This window comes from Streptomyces sp. NPDC006925 (genome assembly GCF_042869575.1).
Lineage (GTDB): Bacteria > Actinomycetota > Actinomycetes > Streptomycetales > Streptomycetaceae > Streptomyces.
Map to the genome: position 1 here is coordinate 1 of NZ_JBIAGB010000017.1, position 15,761 is coordinate 15,761.

At 68.8% G+C, this 15,761-nt stretch carries 10 protein-coding genes and 4 pseudogenes; 6 read left to right on the top strand and 8 right to left on the bottom strand.

What is annotated here, in order from left to right:
• Positions 1-573: 573 nt before the first annotated feature.
• Complete coding sequence (locus ACFYNS_RS21785) at positions 574-2,979, top strand: Helicase associated domain protein (RefSeq protein ID WP_388604618.1); 2,406 nt, start codon at positions 574-576, stop codon at positions 2,977-2,979.
• Between the two features lie 117 nt (positions 2,980-3,096).
• On the opposite strand, the gene ACFYNS_RS21790 is transcribed toward ACFYNS_RS21785, so the two are convergent.
• The 3 genes from ACFYNS_RS21790 to ACFYNS_RS21800 all read right to left on the bottom strand — a co-directional run bounded on the left by ACFYNS_RS21790 (position 3,097) and on the right by ACFYNS_RS21800 (position 6,374).
• Positions 3,097-3,270 carry a hypothetical protein gene (locus tag ACFYNS_RS21790; RefSeq protein WP_388604620.1) on the bottom strand — a complete coding sequence of 58 codons (174 nt, stop codon included), beginning with the start codon at positions 3,268-3,270 and terminating at the stop codon, positions 3,097-3,099.
• Between the two features lie 174 nt (positions 3,271-3,444).
• Positions 3,445-4,284, bottom strand: coding sequence for a hypothetical protein (locus ACFYNS_RS21795; protein ID WP_388604622.1), 840 nt, complete (start codon positions 4,282-4,284; stop codon positions 3,445-3,447).
• Between the two features lie 644 nt (positions 4,285-4,928).
• The gene (locus ACFYNS_RS21800) at positions 4,929-6,374 is read right to left on the bottom strand and encodes a serine/threonine-protein kinase (RefSeq protein WP_388604624.1); all 1,446 of its coding nucleotides are present in this window, start codon (positions 6,372-6,374) and stop codon (positions 4,929-4,931) included.
• A gap of 208 nt (positions 6,375-6,582) precedes the next feature.
• On the opposite strand from ACFYNS_RS21800, the pseudogene ACFYNS_RS21805 reads away from it, so the two are divergent.
• Positions 6,583-7,506, top strand: a pseudogene (locus ACFYNS_RS21805) (IS110 family transposase); the annotation flags it as partial.
• 76 nt (positions 7,507-7,582) lie between these two features.
• Positions 7,583-9,211 carry an adenosine deaminase gene (locus ACFYNS_RS21810; RefSeq protein WP_388604626.1) on the top strand — a complete coding sequence of 543 codons (1,629 nt, stop codon included), beginning with the start codon at positions 7,583-7,585 and terminating at the stop codon, positions 9,209-9,211.
• Between the two features lie 1,165 nt (positions 9,212-10,376).
• Here ACFYNS_RS21810 and ACFYNS_RS21815 read toward each other — a convergent pair.
• From ACFYNS_RS21815 to uppS, 5 genes and pseudogenes are all read right to left on the bottom strand, one after another.
• Entirely contained in the window at positions 10,377-10,922 is a 546-nt protein-coding gene (locus ACFYNS_RS21815; RefSeq protein ID WP_388604735.1) for a hypothetical protein, read from the bottom strand.
• Positions 10,919-11,158 (bottom strand): hypothetical protein, encoded by a 240-nt coding sequence (locus ACFYNS_RS21820; protein WP_388604743.1) that lies wholly within the window; start codon positions 11,156-11,158, stop codon positions 10,919-10,921. Before ACFYNS_RS21820 ends, ACFYNS_RS21815 begins: the two co-directional genes overlap by 4 nt.
• Positions 11,159-11,341: 183 nt before the next feature.
• Positions 11,342-11,645: pseudogene (locus ACFYNS_RS21825) on the bottom strand (transposase); the annotation flags it as partial.
• 335 nt (positions 11,646-11,980) lie between these two features.
• The gene (locus tag ACFYNS_RS21830) at positions 11,981-13,450 is read right to left on the bottom strand and encodes an oxygenase MpaB family protein (RefSeq protein ID WP_388604627.1); all 1,470 of its coding nucleotides are present in this window, start codon (positions 13,448-13,450) and stop codon (positions 11,981-11,983) included.
• Complete coding sequence (uppS, locus tag ACFYNS_RS21835) at positions 13,447-14,211, bottom strand: polyprenyl diphosphate synthase (RefSeq protein WP_388604629.1); 765 nt, start codon at positions 14,209-14,211, stop codon at positions 13,447-13,449. Before uppS ends, ACFYNS_RS21830 begins: the two co-directional genes overlap by 4 nt.
• Before the next feature lie 285 nt (positions 14,212-14,496).
• On the opposite strand from uppS, the pseudogene ACFYNS_RS21840 reads away from it, so the two are divergent.
• The 3 genes and pseudogenes from ACFYNS_RS21840 to ACFYNS_RS21850 form a co-directional block, all read left to right on the top strand.
• Positions 14,497-15,141: pseudogene (locus tag ACFYNS_RS21840) on the top strand (substrate-binding domain-containing protein); the annotation flags it as partial.
• Between the two features lies 1 nt (position 15,142).
• Positions 15,143-15,309, top strand: a pseudogene (locus tag ACFYNS_RS21845) (FAD-dependent oxidoreductase); the annotation flags it as partial.
• 255 nt (positions 15,310-15,564) lie between these two features.
• Positions 15,565-15,714, top strand: coding sequence for a hypothetical protein (locus ACFYNS_RS21850; protein WP_360290647.1), 150 nt, complete (start codon positions 15,565-15,567; stop codon positions 15,712-15,714).
• The last annotated feature ends 47 nt before the right edge of the window (positions 15,715-15,761 follow it).

Sequence of the window (15,761 nt, forward strand, 5' to 3'; positions counted from 1 at the left end):
CCCGCGGAGCGGGATATGCCCCGGCAAGCCGGGGCATAGAGAAACGCATTGCGCAAGCGCAATGCGAATTCCGGCGCAGGCGCCGGAATGGAATTCCGCAAGCGGAATTCAGGAAGTGAGGCAATTCGCGCAAGCGCGAATTGCGAGGAGTCCCGCAGGCGGGACTCCTGAGGCTGGCTGCGAGGGGAGGTGCATCACGCGCGGGACTGTGTAGGGCTTGGGGTTCCCAGCCACCACCCCTGCAATGAGGGTGACGGACCGTCGGCCCGATCGGGTGCCGGCCCCACCGCAGTGACGGGCTCCGCTGCGCTCCGCCCTGACCACTCCCCTACCCTCGAAACCGGCCGCTCACGTTCACGAATACTCCCCGCCAGCATACTCTATGAACCGTGCGTGCGGGGCGATATTTGGCCAAGTATCAGCCTACATGGGGAAGCTGTCATGTGGGTGATGCATCACGGGTGTCAGGTGTGTAGAGTCTGGGACCAGACACCACCACCCCGGCCCGCCAGTCACCGCGTTGGACTCTCATTCCTATTACGCGTCGCATTCCGCGAAAAGGAGAACACGGGAATGGCCGTGAAACTGCGTGAACACCAGATTGAGGCCGTAGCCGCCATCGTGCGCGGCCTCGATATCCCGCCGGGCGGCATTCCTTGGAATGGTCTGCGCGGGCAGGTGCACGCCGCGTGCGGGACGGGAAAGACCATCATCGCGGCCGCCTCCGCAAAGCGGATCGTGCCCAAGGGCCGCATTCTCGTGGTGGTGCCGACCCTGGATCTCCTGGCGCAGACCGTGAAGGCGTGGAGCGGGCACAAGGGGCCAGCCGTCATGGTGTGCTCGCCCCTGGACGACCCGGAGCTGTTCCACCTGGGGGTGCGGTCCACCACGAACCCCGTGCAGCTGGCCCTGTGGCACAGCGCCGGGCCGGTGACCATCTACGCCACCTACGCCTCGCTGGGCGTGCTCGTGGAAGCCTTCGAGGGCGCCTACGGGCAGAAGCTCGCGCCCGTGGACCTGGCGGTGGTCGATGAGGCGCACAGGACGTCGGGCTCGATGGGTAAGGCGTGGGCGGACATCCACGACCAGACGAAGATCCCGGCGCACCGCCGGCTGTACCTGACGGCGACGCCCCGGATCTGGGAGGAGCGCCTGAACCGCGAGGTCGCCGAGGGGGTGCGGGATCCGCTGCCGCGCGAGATGGCGGCCTCGATGGACGACGAGAAGGTCTTCGGGCCGGTCCTGTACAAGCTCTCGCTGGCGTCGGCGGTGTCACGGAAGCTGCTGGCGCGGTACCAGATCATCGTCCTGGAGCTCCAGGACCCGGTCGTGACGCCCGAGCGGCTGATGGGCGAGGAGCGGCACACCGAGAAGGTCCGCGGGCAGCGCCTCGGGGCGCTCCAGGCCGCGCTGCTGCACACGATGGAGCAGCACAACCTCCAGACCTGCATCACCTTCCACCACCGGACCATAGAGGCCGAGGCGTACGCGGAGGGCCTTCAGCGCGTGGCGGCCAAGCTGCACGCAGGCGAGCCCGAGAAGTACCCGGCCGCGGTCTGGGCGGACTGGCTGTGCGGCGAGCACGTTCCCGAGCGCCGGCGGGAGGTCCTGGCCACGTTCGGGGCCACCGCCCGGCGGGCCGTGCTCTCCAACTGCCGCGTCCTGGGCGAGGGCGTGGACATCCGCGCCGTGGACTCCGTGGCGCTCCTGGACCCCAAGGGCGCCCCGCACGACATCGTCCAGGCCATCGGCCGCGCGCTGCGCCAGAAGCCCGGTGAAGGAAAACTCGCTTCTCTGATCGTGCCGGTATTCCTCCAGCCCGATGAATCGCCGGAGGATATGTTCACCTCTGGTTCGTATAAGCCGCTGGTGAAGGTTCTTGAGGGTCTGCGGGCTCACGATGAGGAAGCCGTGGAATTGCTGGCGATTCCGCAGGAGCCTCAGAAGGACGTCGCTCAGCCCTCGGAATCCATCGGTTCCGCGTCCGGTGATGACGGGGAAGAATCCCGCCTGCTGCTGCGCTTCGCCGCTCCCAGGGATCCGGTGATGGTCGCGGACTGGGTGTCCTTCAACGTGATCGACACCGAGCGGCAGGACTGGGCACGCGGCTGGGCGAAGCTCAAGGAGTACGTGGAACGTGAGGGTCATGGCCGGGTTCCGTACGAGCACAAGGAGGGCGCGTTCCCGCTGGGTACCTGGGTCGCGGAGCAGCGGCGCGCCTATGGGGCCGGGCAGATGAACGGGCGGCGGGCGGCGCGGCTGGAGGAGCTGGGCATGGCCTGGTCGGCGGCTGATGCGCGGTTCCAGGAGAACCTGGCGGCGGCCCGGGTGTACTACCGGGAGCACTGGACGCTGTGCGCGCCCCGGTCCGTGGCCGCGCTGGACAAGCCGGTCGGGCAGTGGCTGTCCAACCTCCGCCGCCCCGGCGCCCTGGACGGACGTCCCGAATGGGAGGCAGCACTTGAGGAGATCGACCCGGACTGGAACCCGTCATGGCCGGCCGACTGGCAGCGGCACTTCGCCGCGCTGCGGGAACTCGTACGCGAGGAGTGCCGGGAGCAGGGCGGTGGCCCCTCGCTGCTCGTGCTCCCTGGCGTCACCGTGCACGGCATGGACATCGGCAGGTGGCTGGCCCGGCAGCGGAAGCCCGAGGTGTGGGCCGCCTTGGCGCAGGGGCAGCGCGAGCGCCTGGAGGCCGTCGGCGTCACCCCGCATGCCCCGGCCGCGGTGGAGTCGGAGGTGTCCGCGGAGTCGTCCACGAAGCCCATGAGTGCCTTCGAGAGGGGCGTTGCGGCGCTGGCGCAGTACAAGGCCCGCACGGGCTCTGTGACAGTCCCCAGGGGTCACGTAGAAGTGTTGCCGGACGGGACTGAGGTCAAGCTCGGGGTGTTCCTGTCCAACCACAAGACCCGCCGGACCAAACTGTCCGCCGGCAAACTCACCACACTCGCCAACCACGGACTCGAATGGGCCGCGTAGTGGGACTCGGAATGTGAAGTCCGGACGGCATCGCCTGCCGCCGAAGCTCAACGCGGACGACTGCGGTTTCGTGTGTGGTCGGGGCTCCCCGGTGCCCCGACCACACACGACGTCCGGTCATCGAGTGGTGATGACGGTGACTGCGGCGGTCATTAGTGTCAGTCCGGTCAGACCGACGCCGATCGGCACGGCCCAGGTCGGGTGGCAGTGTGCCAGGTAGGCGAGACCGCCGAACAACATCAGGCCGACCAGCACGAGGAGCAGGCCGACCAGCAGGACAAGCGTAGACATGAAGAGTCCCCCTTGGGAAGTTCGGACGCCCCCGGGGGGTGTCAGGAGTCTGGTGCTGGAGTTCTGAGGAGGGTGCACGCCCTGCAGCCGGGGATCGGGTTTCCGTCTTCGGCTCCACGCGGTGGTGGACGGGCCGAGGCGCGCCCCGGACGGACGGAGGGCATATTCCCCGGCCTAGGTGCCGGTGGCTGCCGTATTCTTCTTCGAACTGGAAGACGAGGGGGCAGAGGACGCGGTCTGCCTGTTCTTGCGCGGTCGCATGATCGGGGCGCGCTGGTACTGGTAGGTCATCGTGTAACCGCTCGGTGTCAGCGGTGCCTTGGTGTAGTGCTTCCGCCGCTGGATGAGGCCGAGCTTGAGCAGCTTTTTCAGCCCGCGCTCGTGGGTGTCGGCGGACCAGCCGTACCAGTCGGGGGCCTTTTCCGAGGGGAACCTGGACCAGTTCTTCTCTCGCATGACGACCAGGAGGAGGGCGAGCGCGGGCAGGTCGACCTGCTCGTCGTGGCCCTTGGTCCAGAAGGTGGCCGGGATCTGGAGGTAGAGGTCCTCTTCGGAGTCGCCACGAGGCCGGTGGTACGCGTCACCGCTGCCGTCTTCGCGCAGGAGGGTCACGGTGATGAGGGCGCCGGCCCGCGTGCAGGTGATGAGCTTGCGCTTCTGCAGTCGCTGCAGGGCACGCCAGGCGCCGGTACGGGCGGACTGGTCGGTCGCGGTCTCCTGGATGTCCATGAGTCGGGCCCACACCGCGCTGTCGTGCCGGGTGGACCAACCGTCGGTTCCGTTGCTGCAGGCCGCCACGATCATCAGGTACGCCTTGAGGGCCCGCAGGTCCCGACCGGTCACGAACTCGCTGAGCGGCCCGTGCCGGGTTGCTGAGCCTCTCGGCGCCTGCACGAACGTCTTGCGCAGGGGCACGTTGGCACGGATCGACCGCTTGAGGATGGCGGCTCGGTCGTCCCGGCCGGACGCCTTCATCATCTGCATGTCCTGCTTGGCGAGTGGTGTCGTCTTCATGTCCTCGAAGTTAGACGGAAGACTCGGGTCGAATCAAACAGTTCAGCCCCATCGCGAGCGGATGTGCCAGCGGGTGCTTGAGAGGGCAAAGTTGAGAGATCAAGCTGAGAGGACACCTGTAAGCACCACTTGGGAGAACCAGTCTAACGCGGAGACGTTTGGGCGCATCGGTCTGCATGTGCCGTGGCTCTCCGCTCGGCGGCACAGCGCGTGCCAGCGACCACTTCGCTTTTCCAGCTCAACGGTTCTTGATCGCGCGCCATCGCGCTCCTACAGGCCAGATCCCCCACGACGGCGCCCGTGAGCGCCTTCGAAAAGGCGTGGAGCCCCTGACCCAGTAACAAGGGCCCGCACCAGATCTACGGCGGCCCCTCAGGGGACATGTAGAGGTTTGCCGGACGGGTCGGAGGTCAAGCTCAGGGTGAGGCTGTCCAACAGCAAGAGCCGCCGCAGCAAGCTGACCGCCGACAAGCTCGCAGGCCTCGGACTCGGCTGGGCGGGAGTGGAAAGAGCGGCGTGATGACCGCACGCGAACGGGTGCGGGAAAGCAGAAGGCCACGGACACGGTGGCGTCCGAGTGGCTGGCGCGGCTTCAGGTCCCGTACGGGTGAGCACGAGACCGCGACATCTACTGCCCCGTGTGGTTACCGCCTCCAAGAGCCCTGAGGGTCGCGTTCGGGCATCCTGCTGGGGTGGGCGAGCCGGCCAGCCGCTGCCTTGGCAAGCCAGTCTGCCCACCGGCTGATGAACTCGTCTAGGTCCCCGATCACGAGCGGGGTGAAGGGCCAGGCAACCTGCTGCATCATCATCGCCGGGCCGAGGGCACCGAGTGATTCGTGGTTAGGGGCGAGCGCAAAGGGTTCCACGGTCTTCCTAGCGGGGCGCAGCGGGGTGTCCATGAAGGCGGTCTCGAACCACTGGTACTGGTCTTGCGTCTCCGCGTCGGCGTACCAGAGGGAGTGGCTGCGGCCCTCGTATCCGTGATGGTTGACGGGGACTTTCAGGGAGAGGGCCGCGGACGCGATGACGTCGAAGGGCGCTGGCGTCGAGGGGGTGCTCCAGACCTCTGTGTTCTCCCTCGGTCCGGACAGCGTCAGTTGGGCGTCGTTGATCCGGACGGTCCAGCCGCCCAGGTTTCCCTTACGGACCTCCGCGCTGGGGGCGGCGTTCGTGAGGGACGTGAGGAGAGCGTTGGTGATGAAGGAGAAGGAGGTCGTGGCGGCCTCGAGCAGGGCTTTGCGGCGGTCAGCCTCGGTGGCGTGCGCCGAAGCCTGGCGGTCAGCTTCGGCTTGGCGCGCGACCGCGTCCTGGTTTGCCTGTGCGAGCGCGACCAGCCCGCCGGAGAGCGGGGCCGCGGGAATCTGGCCCAGCCGGGCGAGCACGTTGCCGGCCGCCGGGCGCCCCTGCGGGGCCCGGAAGAGGCACTCGGTGATCAGCGCCGCCAGGAGGGGCGGAGCGGTGGTGAGGGGCGGCACGACTCCGTGCAGGTGCTGATCTTGGTAGTCGTGCTCGTACGGTCCCGTGAAGGGCGGGGCGCCTTCCAGGAGCTCGTACGACAGAATGCCCAGGGCGTAGATGTCGCTGGCGCTGGTGGCCCGCTGATTGTTCCAGCGCTCGGGAGCCATGTACGCGAGAGTGCCCGCGAGTTTGAAGGTGCGCTGCGCGGTGGTGGCTTCGGCGTAGCGGGCGATCCCGAAGTCAGCGAGGCACCAGCGGCCACCAAGCAGCAGGATGTTCTCCGGCTTGAGGTCGCGGTGGACGATCTCGCGGTCCTTGAGGTCGGCGAGCGCTTCGGCAGCGTCTGACAAGACCGTGACCGCCTCGTTGAGAGGCAGTCGACCGTGCTCCTGGAGGTGGTCGCGCAGGGACTTCTCGGCGCGAGGCATCACCAGCACCCACTGGTCTTCGTGCTCGCCACTGTCGATGACCGGCACCACATTGCGGACGCCGTCCAGGTTGGTGAACAGCATCTCGCGCTCGGTGCCCGGCGCCTTGGGCACAAGCTTCACCGCAGCTTTCTCGCCAGCAGTGTTCTCCGCCTCGAACACGGCACCGAAGCCGCCCCCATTACCTTTTTCGTGGCCCCGCAACGGGGCTCCCGGCCTCTGGAGCTGGCATGACTGTGTCCCCCTGTCGAACGTATGGCCCGGGGGGTGGTGTCACCAGCTCCGGAGGCATCGACAGACCGCTGATTAGGGACATGACCACCGGCTTCTTCGCAGGTCGGGAGGCTCTTCGTAATGTGGATGTGGCGATCGGTGCCGTGCCAAGGCCGGGCGAGGACGACGGAGACTGCACGTGATCGATATCAGCGACATCGGTGTCTTCCTGGGCCTGGACGTCGGCAAGGGCGAACACCACGCCACCGCCGTCACCCCGGCTGGGAAGAAGGCGTTCGACCGGCGGCTGCCCAACAGCGAACCCAAACTCCGTGAGGTTTTCGGCAAGCTGACCGCGAAGCACGGCACCGTGCTCGTGGCCGTCGACCAGCCGGCCTCCATCGGGGCCCTGCCCCTCGCGGTCGCCCGCGACGTGGGCTGCGAGGTCGCCTACCTTCCCGGACTGACGATGCGGAGGATCGCCGACCTCTACCCCGGCGAGGCCAAGACCGACGCCCGCGACGCTTTCGTCATCGCGGACGCCGCCCGTTCCATGCCTCACACCCTCCGCGCGATCGCCCTCGAGGACGAGGCGGTCGCCGAGCTGGAGATGGTCGTGGGCTTCGACGACGACCTCGCCGGCGAGGCGACCAGGATCAGCAACCGCCTCCGCGGCCTGCTCACCCAGATCCACCCGCACCTCGAGCGCGTCCTGGGCCCGCGCATCCAGCACCCGGCCGTCCTCACCCTGCTCGACCGGTTCGGTTCCCCGGCCCAGATCCGCAAGGCCGGCCGTCGGCGGCTCATCAGCCTCATGCACCCCAAAGCCCCGCGCATGGCCGAACGACTCGTCGAGGACATCTTCACCGCGCTCGACGAACAGACCGTTGTCGTTCCCGGCACCGACGCGGCCGCACTCATCGTCCCGAGCCTGGCCGGCTCGCTCCAGAACGTGCTCGACCAGCGGAAACTGCTGGCCACCAGGATCGAGGAACTCCTGGAGGCCCACCCTCTTTCCCGGGTCCTGACGTCCATGCCCGGCATCGGCGTCAGGACCGGAGCCCGGATCCTCATCGACGTGGGCGACGGCAGCGGCTTCCCCACAGCCGCCCACCTCGCCGCTTAGGGACAATCCCACGTTCGAGTGGCGCCCCCGCGATCGCGGTCACACCTGAGCCCGGCCCTTTGATCATGTTGAGGTGACTCATCGATCCCGTATCGGCCGCCGTCGGGTGCTGTACCCGAGCGGCGCCGCCGCACTCTGTCTGCTGACCGCGCTCACCGCGCTGCCAGCCGCCGCTCAATCCGACGAGGGCCGGTCCGACAAGGCCGGTCGCTCCGCCGGGCCCGCCGTCCGGCCACCTGCCACGCCCGCCGAGGCGCGCACCGCCGCCTATCTGGAATCCGTCCGCAACGATCCCGGCCGACTTGGGGACTTCTTCCGGAAGCTGCCCAAGGGCGGCGACCTGCACAACCACCTCTCCGGCGCCGTCACGACCGAGTACCTCATCGAGCTGGCCGCGCAGGACGGTCTGTGCATCGAGATGAAGACGATGACCGCGGTGCAGTCGCCGTGCAAGGACGGTGCCCGCCCAGCCGCCGACGCGCGCACGGACAAGGCGTTCCACAAGGAGCTGGTGCGGGCCTGGTCCATGGAGGACTTCCCGCAGGGCGAGTCCGGGCATGATCACTTCTTCGCCGCCTTCGGCAAGTTCGGCGAGGTGACGTGGCGGCATCCGGGCAAGCTCCTCGCGGAGGTCGCCGAGCATGCGGCCCAGCAGAACCAGTCCTACCTGGAGACGATGGCGACCCCTGCCTCCGACGGCGCGAAGAAGCTCGCCGAAGAGGTCGGCTGGGACCCGGACCCGACGCGGATGCATCGCAAGCTCCTCGCCGGAGGCAAGCTGGACCGGCTGGTGGCACAGGCCCGGAAGGACGCCGACCGTACAAACGCCGAGTTCCGCAGCGAGGCACGCTGCGACACCGCACACCCCCGCCGCGCCTGCCGGCTGCCCGTCCGGTGGATCTCGCAGGTCTCCCGCGGCAGTTCACCCGAGCGCGTCTTCACCCAGATCGCGCTCGGCCTGCGGCTGGCCGAGCGCGACCCGCGGTTCGTCGCCGTCAACCTCGTCCAGCCCGAGGACGGCCAGAGCGCGCTGCGCAACTACCGGCTCCAGATGCGGATGCTGAGCTACCTGGGCAAGCAGTACCCGAAGGCCCACATCACCCTGCACGCCGGGGAGCTGTGGCCCGGGCTGGTCAAGCCGGAGGACCTGTCCTTCCACATCGGCGAGGCGGTGAACGTGGCGAAGGCCGAGCGCATCGGCCACGGCGTCGACCTCGTCCACGAGGACAACTGGCAGCAGCTGGCCCGCACCATGGCCCGCCGGGAGACGGCCGTCGAGGTGCCCCTCACCAGCAACGCACAGATCCTCGGCGTGAAGGGGGACGACCACCCGTTCAACACCTACCGCGCCTACGGCGTGCCGGTCGTCCTGGCCACCGACGACCCGGGCATCTCCCGCACCGACATCAGTCACCAGTTCCAGTACGCGTCCACCACCTACCGGCTGCGCTACCCCGAACTCAAAGACCTGGCGCGGGCCTCGCTGGAATACGCCTTCCTGCCCGGCCGCAGCCTGTGGCGCGGCAACCCGACGCGCGACGGGTACCGGCCCACATCGGCCTGCGCGAAGGAACGCCCAGGCAGCGGCAGGCCCGGCGGCGCCTGCGGCCGGCTCCTGGCCGCCAGTCCGAAGGCAGTCGCCCAGTGGCGCCTGGAATCCGCCGCCACCACCTTCGAACGCACACACGTCGACAAACGCTGACCCCGACCCCGTCGCCCACCCCGGCTCCGAGCAAGGAGCCGGGGCCGGGTCTCCTGCGGTCCGAGGCTCGGTAGACGCGGAGGGCCGTCCCGGCTGCTGCCCGCCGCAGGACAGCGCGGCGGGCGGCACGGTTCCGGACGGGTGCCGAGGAGCAGGGTGCGCAGATCGCGCAGGTCCCGTACGACGGCCGGCCCCAACCCGAGCCCCCGCACCATCGCCCCGATCATGCACCGATCCACCGCAGTGAGAGCCGCATCGGGAACCCCGAGGTCACGTCACGTCCCCCTGCGAGCTGCTTGCAGGAAAGCGGACGGCCCCCTGGCCACAGGGTCGAGGGCGGGGGAAGGCTCAGAGCGACCCACGGGATGACGCACACCCCACCCCCGCGCGGCACACCTACGCACACGCCAGGCCAGGCCAGGCCAGGTTGGGAGAAGTTCAAGGTGTGGCAGTACAGGTGGATTCGGTGATCTGGACTGTCACCACACCTGGGCCGCGCTGCTGTCGCCTCAGCTTCCGCAGGTCAGCGAATACTCACCGCGCCGAGCCGGAAGGGGCGCCAAAGAATCGAGCTCGGCTCAGGTGCTGTCTCCCTGCTGCGCTGGCTGGCCTTCCATGAGGCCGGCCCTGCACCGGTCGCAGCATGAAGCAGCGGTTCTTGTTGCCAGTGCAGGGCAAAGACCGCTGAAGCCTGCCCTGACAGGGTGTGACGCATGGGCGGGAGGAAGCTGGCAAGAGGAACGAAGTGGGCTCTGCGGACGCTGATCGTCCTGGTCGCGGCGTTCGCCATGGGGGGCGGAGTGCTGGCGAGCCTGGATGCATGGGAAGAAGCCAGGATCGGCCTTGGCTTTGACGGAGGGCCGGGGCGATTCGTGGCTACGGCCTGCGAAACACAAAGCAGTGGGCGTGGTGGTCCTACCACTGTCTGCACTGGAACGTTCACCTCCGACGACGGGCGCACGGTTGAAGAGAGCCGCCTCAAGGAGGGAGGTGAGGGCATGTCAGTGGGAGACTCTCACAGAGTACTGTGTGACGACGGCACGTGCGTGTTCGCCGGACAGACTGCTATCGGGGGTGTTCTGGTGTATCCCGTGCTCACAGTCCTCGCACCTGTTGCAGCCTTCTCGCTCGCACGGGAGGTCGGATCCCGTCGTAAGCGTGCCCGCTACGCCGAGAGACGGCTGGAACCGGCTGAGGTGGCGTCGGGGGCTTGCGTTCTCTTGAGAACTGACTGCCCAGCCCTACGGTTGCTCTTCGGCTTCGAGGTCTGGTTGTGCGCCCGACGGCCGGGCTGGACCGTGCCGCGTCTGGCGCGGGTCCTCAGCACGGGCCAACGGTTCGGCTTCTTGACCGCGCGTGGAGAGTCCCGCCCGCGCCGGGCCGGCAGGAGGCCTGCACGTGCCTCCCGACCGGCCTCGGTGAAGGAACGGGTGAGCTTGGTGGCGGTCGCTCCGAGCTGGGACGGGATGCTGCGGCGGACGATGCCGACGCACTTCAGGCAGGAGACACGGTCGGTGTCCACGGCTGGCCGGGCAAGTGCGGCTGTGTGGGCGAACTGGCGGATCGCGTGGTGGACCGCGAGGTAGGCCCACAGTTCCTGCCGGACGCCCTCCGGTGTCCGTGACCTGATCGGGCCTCCTGGCCCGAGGTGGTTCTTGATCTCGCCGAAGGCGAACTCGATCTCCCAGCGTTCCCGGTGGAGCGCGATCAGCTCGGCGGCCGGATACTGCCGGGGTCCAGCAGCGTCGTGCCCAGGGTGGCGACCTTGTCGCCCTCCGCAAAGGTGATGACCCGGTAGATCACGTGTTTGGGCAGCGTCCGACCCTCTCGCGCCGCTCGGAGCCGGACGTCCTTTCCCAGCCGCGCCATCGACAGGCATGAGCCGTCCGGAAGGTCTTCCTGGACGGTGCCGAGGTGGTTGGACTGGAGCCTGACCAGCAGATCCACGCCCGCCGCGGTGAAGACGTGAGTGAACTCGACCGACCAGAAGCCGCGGTCGGCGATGAATAGTAGTGCTTCGTCAGGTTCTGCGTCTGGCTCGGTTGCAGGGCAGGGGGCGGTTGCAGGTGGTGCAAGTGCCGGTCCAGCCCTTCAGCAGGTCTTGGAGGAGGTCCAGGACCTGGTAGAGCGTCAGGCCGACGTGCGGACTTTTGGGTCGAGCCGCCTGGGGGTGAGGAATGCCTGGGTCGGCGGTGACGAGGGTGACGTGGTGGTGCCGGCCGCGCCACCCCCGGCCCTCGAAGTGATCCAGACCCAGACCGTGCTTGAGTTCGCGGTAGTCGTGCTCGATGCGCCAGCGGACCTTGGCCAGACGGACCAGGTCGGCGATCGGGGCGTCGGCCGGCAGGCTGGAGAGCCAGTGGCCGGTGGGAGTCCCGGCCTCTTCGGGCCATTCGATCAGCAGCCAGCAGTCGGGCAGGATGCCGTCCCACCAGCCCTGTTCGGCCGAAGCGGCGGCCCGGATGAAAGCTGCGATGCTCCACCACCCGCATCACCGCCCCGGCCAGCCTGTCCTCACTCCCCAGCAGGCCAGCTCAGAGGCAGGATGAAAAACCCTCACTGCCCCTCGTCATCAACAGAGCCACCCCGGGCCTCGTCCTGTGCAGTGGCCGGGCCGTGTGCAGTCACAGCCAGGCCCAGCCATCTCAGTGGACGACGATCGCGCGCTCCGGAGATCCTGCCGCGTGAGGAATTTTCGCGGCCGCCTGAGCTGCACCTCCGGATGTGGGTACAAATGGTGCAGCCGTGGCCCCCATATGCGCGAGTTCGTTAGGCGTCGGCGAGAAGGGGGTCATACGGAGTGTTCCTGCGGAGGCCTGACATGAAGGAAAGGAAGTCGCCCACGAAGGCACTGCGGCCGTAGGTGTCGTCGGTGGTGGTGAGGTCGCGGTGGAAGGCGGTGCGGAAGAGCGCCCGGTGCTCGTCCGCGTCGATGGTCCCGTTGCCGTCCTTGTCGGTGGCGTCGAAGAGCACCTCGGCGACGCGGATGAGCGCGGGACCGGCGAGGGAGGGTACGGCGGCGGCGTACTCGTCGGCGCTGACCCGGCCGTCGCCGTCCGTGTCGAGGGCGGCTTGGAGCTCGCGCCACCAGGCGGCGAAGGCGTCGTAGAGCCGGGTCTCCTCGGGTTCGTCCAGGTCAAGGCGGGTGGCCAGTTCGCGCGCCATGGCCGCGAGGTCGGGCCAGGCGAGGTGGCCGTCGCCGGTCTGGTCCAGCACCTGACGGAAGAACTCCTCGGCCGAGCGGCGGCCCTCTCCCGTGGTCGTCGAGGCGGCCGGTTCCGAGTCGGGGCCGGTGCCACCGCTCGATGGTGTGAGGAGGCGGAGCAGGGCCGATGCCCGCTTCATACGGGCGCGCAGTGCGCTCACGGTGCGGGCGCGGGGGTCGTCGCTGTCGGGCGAGAGGGAGAGGGCTTCGATGATGGTTTCGGTATTGATCCAGCCCTCGGGCAGGATACGGGTGAGCCCGGCGGCGAGGTAGGCGCCCTGCATGAGGGCCGTGGCGCCAGGCATCTCGGGCAGGCCGGCCCTGCGCCGGTAGGGCTGGGGAAGCGAGGCGACGGTGATCGAACCGAGGAGCGGACCGACGACGGCCCGGCCCGTCGCCCACAGCGTCGGCGCGCAGTCCAGCAGTGCCGGGGCGGGCAGGTGGTCGAAGAGCCGGTAGAGGATGACTCGGGCTGCCTCGGTGTTCTCCAGTTCGTCCTCGACGACCCTGTCGAAGTACCGCCAGAAGTCGTTCAGGTCCTCGGGGAGTTCCCCGGCGTCGCCGTCGAGTGCGGCGAGGAAGGCCCGGTACTCGGCGTACAGGCGCTCCATGGTGTCCTGGTCGAGCGGCTGACCGCTCAGCCGGCACATGGTGACGGCGCTTTCGTAGAGGGTAGCCACGACCCAGGCGCGGGTCGCGCGGTCCATGGCGTCGTAGGCGCGGCCGCGGGAGTCGGAGCCGCTCATGCGGGCGTGCAGCCTGTTGAGCCGGGCGGCCTCCCGTTCGCGTACCGCTGGGTCGGCGTCGAGCATGCGCCGCATGCTGAGGAAGGTGTTGCGCAGCCGGCGCCAGGGGTGGGCGACGAAGGTGGAGTTGTCGGCGAGGGCGGCGCCGATCTGCGGGTGGGCGGCCTCCAGCACGGTGGCGCGGATGATGGCCAGTGCCCAACGCGGGTCGTCGAAGAAGGCGCGGAACTGCGATTCCGGGCCGAACAGGGGTGCCTCGTGGGTCGTTCCCGTGGTTCCAGTCGTCATGACGGGTCTCCGTTCGTCTGGGGCGGCACGCCGCCGAAGCGGCGGTCACGGCGCCGGTAGGTGTGCAGGCAGGCGAGGAAGTCAGGGGCCCGGAAGTCCGGCCAGTGCGCTTCGGGGAAGACCCACTCGGCGTAGGCGACCTGCCAGAGCATGAAGTTGGAGATGCGCTGCTCGCCGGAGGTGCGGATCACGAGGTCGACGTCGGGGGTGTCGGGGAACGGCAGGTGGTCCGCGAAGAGCCGCTCGGTCACATCATCGGCGAGTGTCCCGCTGCGGATCAGCGACCTGGTGGCCTCAACGATGTCTCGGCGTCCCCCGTGGTCGAAGGCGACGGTGAGCGTCATCCTCTGGTTGTCGGCGGTCAGCGTCGCCAGATCGTCGAAGTCCTGGGCCAGTTCGCGGGGGATGCGCGGATCTGCGGCCCCCAGGAAGCGGCAGCGGATGCCACGGGCGAGCAGCAGTGGCGCATGCTTGCGCACAACCTGGCGGACCAAACGCATCAGGTAGTCGACCTCGGTGCCGGGCCGGTTCCAGTTCTCGGTGGAGAACGCGTACAGGCTGAGCCACTCGACTCCGGCCGCCCGGGCCGCCTCGATAATGTCGATGACGGTGATCTCCGCAGCCCTATGGCCCGCCGTTCGGGGAAGCGAACGCCGCTGAGCCCAACGGCCGTTGCCGTCCATCACGCAGGCCACGTGCCGCGGCACCGAATGCGCCGACCCGTCGGCCCGCCGCTGCTCATCGCCGTACTGTCGCCCCACCGGCCGGCCCCCCGTCGCCGTGCGTGCGCGATTGACGCCGTGGTCCGTCACACCCGGCTCCGACTCACCCCGAACGGCACGGTCGGCCCTATCGTGCTCGGTGACGCCCATTTCGTATCGTCGCCCACAACCACGCCCCACCGGGCGTTCACCTCAGGAGTCTGACAGCGGGGAAGGGACCTGACCGGCCAAACGGGGGGGCGTCACCCTTGGCTCATATGCCCGATTCCTTTCGGCATCGGCAGCTTTCTCCAGTGACCACGATCGACAACCTCATCCGCCTTCCGGGTCCGCCTGGCCGACGGCTGCCTCTCCGCGGCCGCCACGTACCGCGTGCCGCGTGCTGAACTCAAGCGGGTCGGTGGCCGACGGCTTCCCGGTGGTCCACCCGGGGCGCAGGGAAGAACTCGAAGGGCTGGCCTGGGTCGGCGCCGACTACGTCAAGTGCCAGCCGCGACATCGTCGGCCACCTGCAGCCAAGGGCACCGCCGCATCGTGCTGGTGCGCGAGAACGACGACGCGCCCGCCTCCACCGACCGCCAGCAGGGCTTCCTGGACGGGCTGGCGCAGGCCGACATCGAGCACCACGAGGCGGTGCTGCGCTGCACGGACCCTGCCGCCGAACTCACCGGACAGCACATCCGGGACCTCGTGGCGGACGGCGTGACGACCTTCGTCGCGGAGGAGACCGACACCGGGGCCGCCTGACGGGCGCTCGATGCCGCTGTGCGCGGGGCCGGTCTTGACTGCCCGGACGACGTCTCCCTCGCCCTGCTCGGCAGCCCGTCCCGACGGGCTTCGACACCCCCCCCCCGGCACCGGATCGGCACCGCCGCCGTGCGTCTCCTGTCCGCCCTCGTGGTCGGCATGGACACGCACGAACCCCCGGTGGCCTGCGAGTTGCGCACCAATGAGACGACCGGACCCATGAGTGGAGCAGTTCGGCACGACCGCCACCTTCCCTGCCCTGCGCGAGGGCATCCCGGCCTACTACCGGCAGTGGTATCCGCTGCGCTCGAGGCCCTCGGCCTGAGCGATCTCCACCCCGGCGCGGGCCGGGTCAGCAAGCTCTGCCACAAGCCGCGCGTTGCCCTCGCCGATACCGGTGGCACCAGGACCCCCGTCGGCGCTGAATTCCTGCGGGCAGCAGCCTCACCGCCCCTGGAATGCTTCAGTCCAGGACGTCATGATCCACTGCACCGCGATCTCCACTGCAACCGCCCTTCGCCTGGGACACTATGGTGACCACAGCCTGAACGGCACCCTGGTTTCGGCGTGCTGCCCGGCAGCCCGGGAGGTTCCGCCTGAGACGGACCTGTTGCACGGCACTAGAGTCCAACAGCGGAGGAGGTGATGACGCTGAACAAGAAGGGCTCCCGGCTCATAACCGTTGACGGGATCGAGTACCGCTGGCGGATCCGCAGAAAGCCCTCCTACATGCAGGGCCTCTGCTGGACACCGATGACCTACGCGGTCGAAGCGGCCGGCCGGGCACGACCCTGATCGTCACCAACGGCCAGGCCCACCCCAGCAACTGGGTGGGCGTCGAG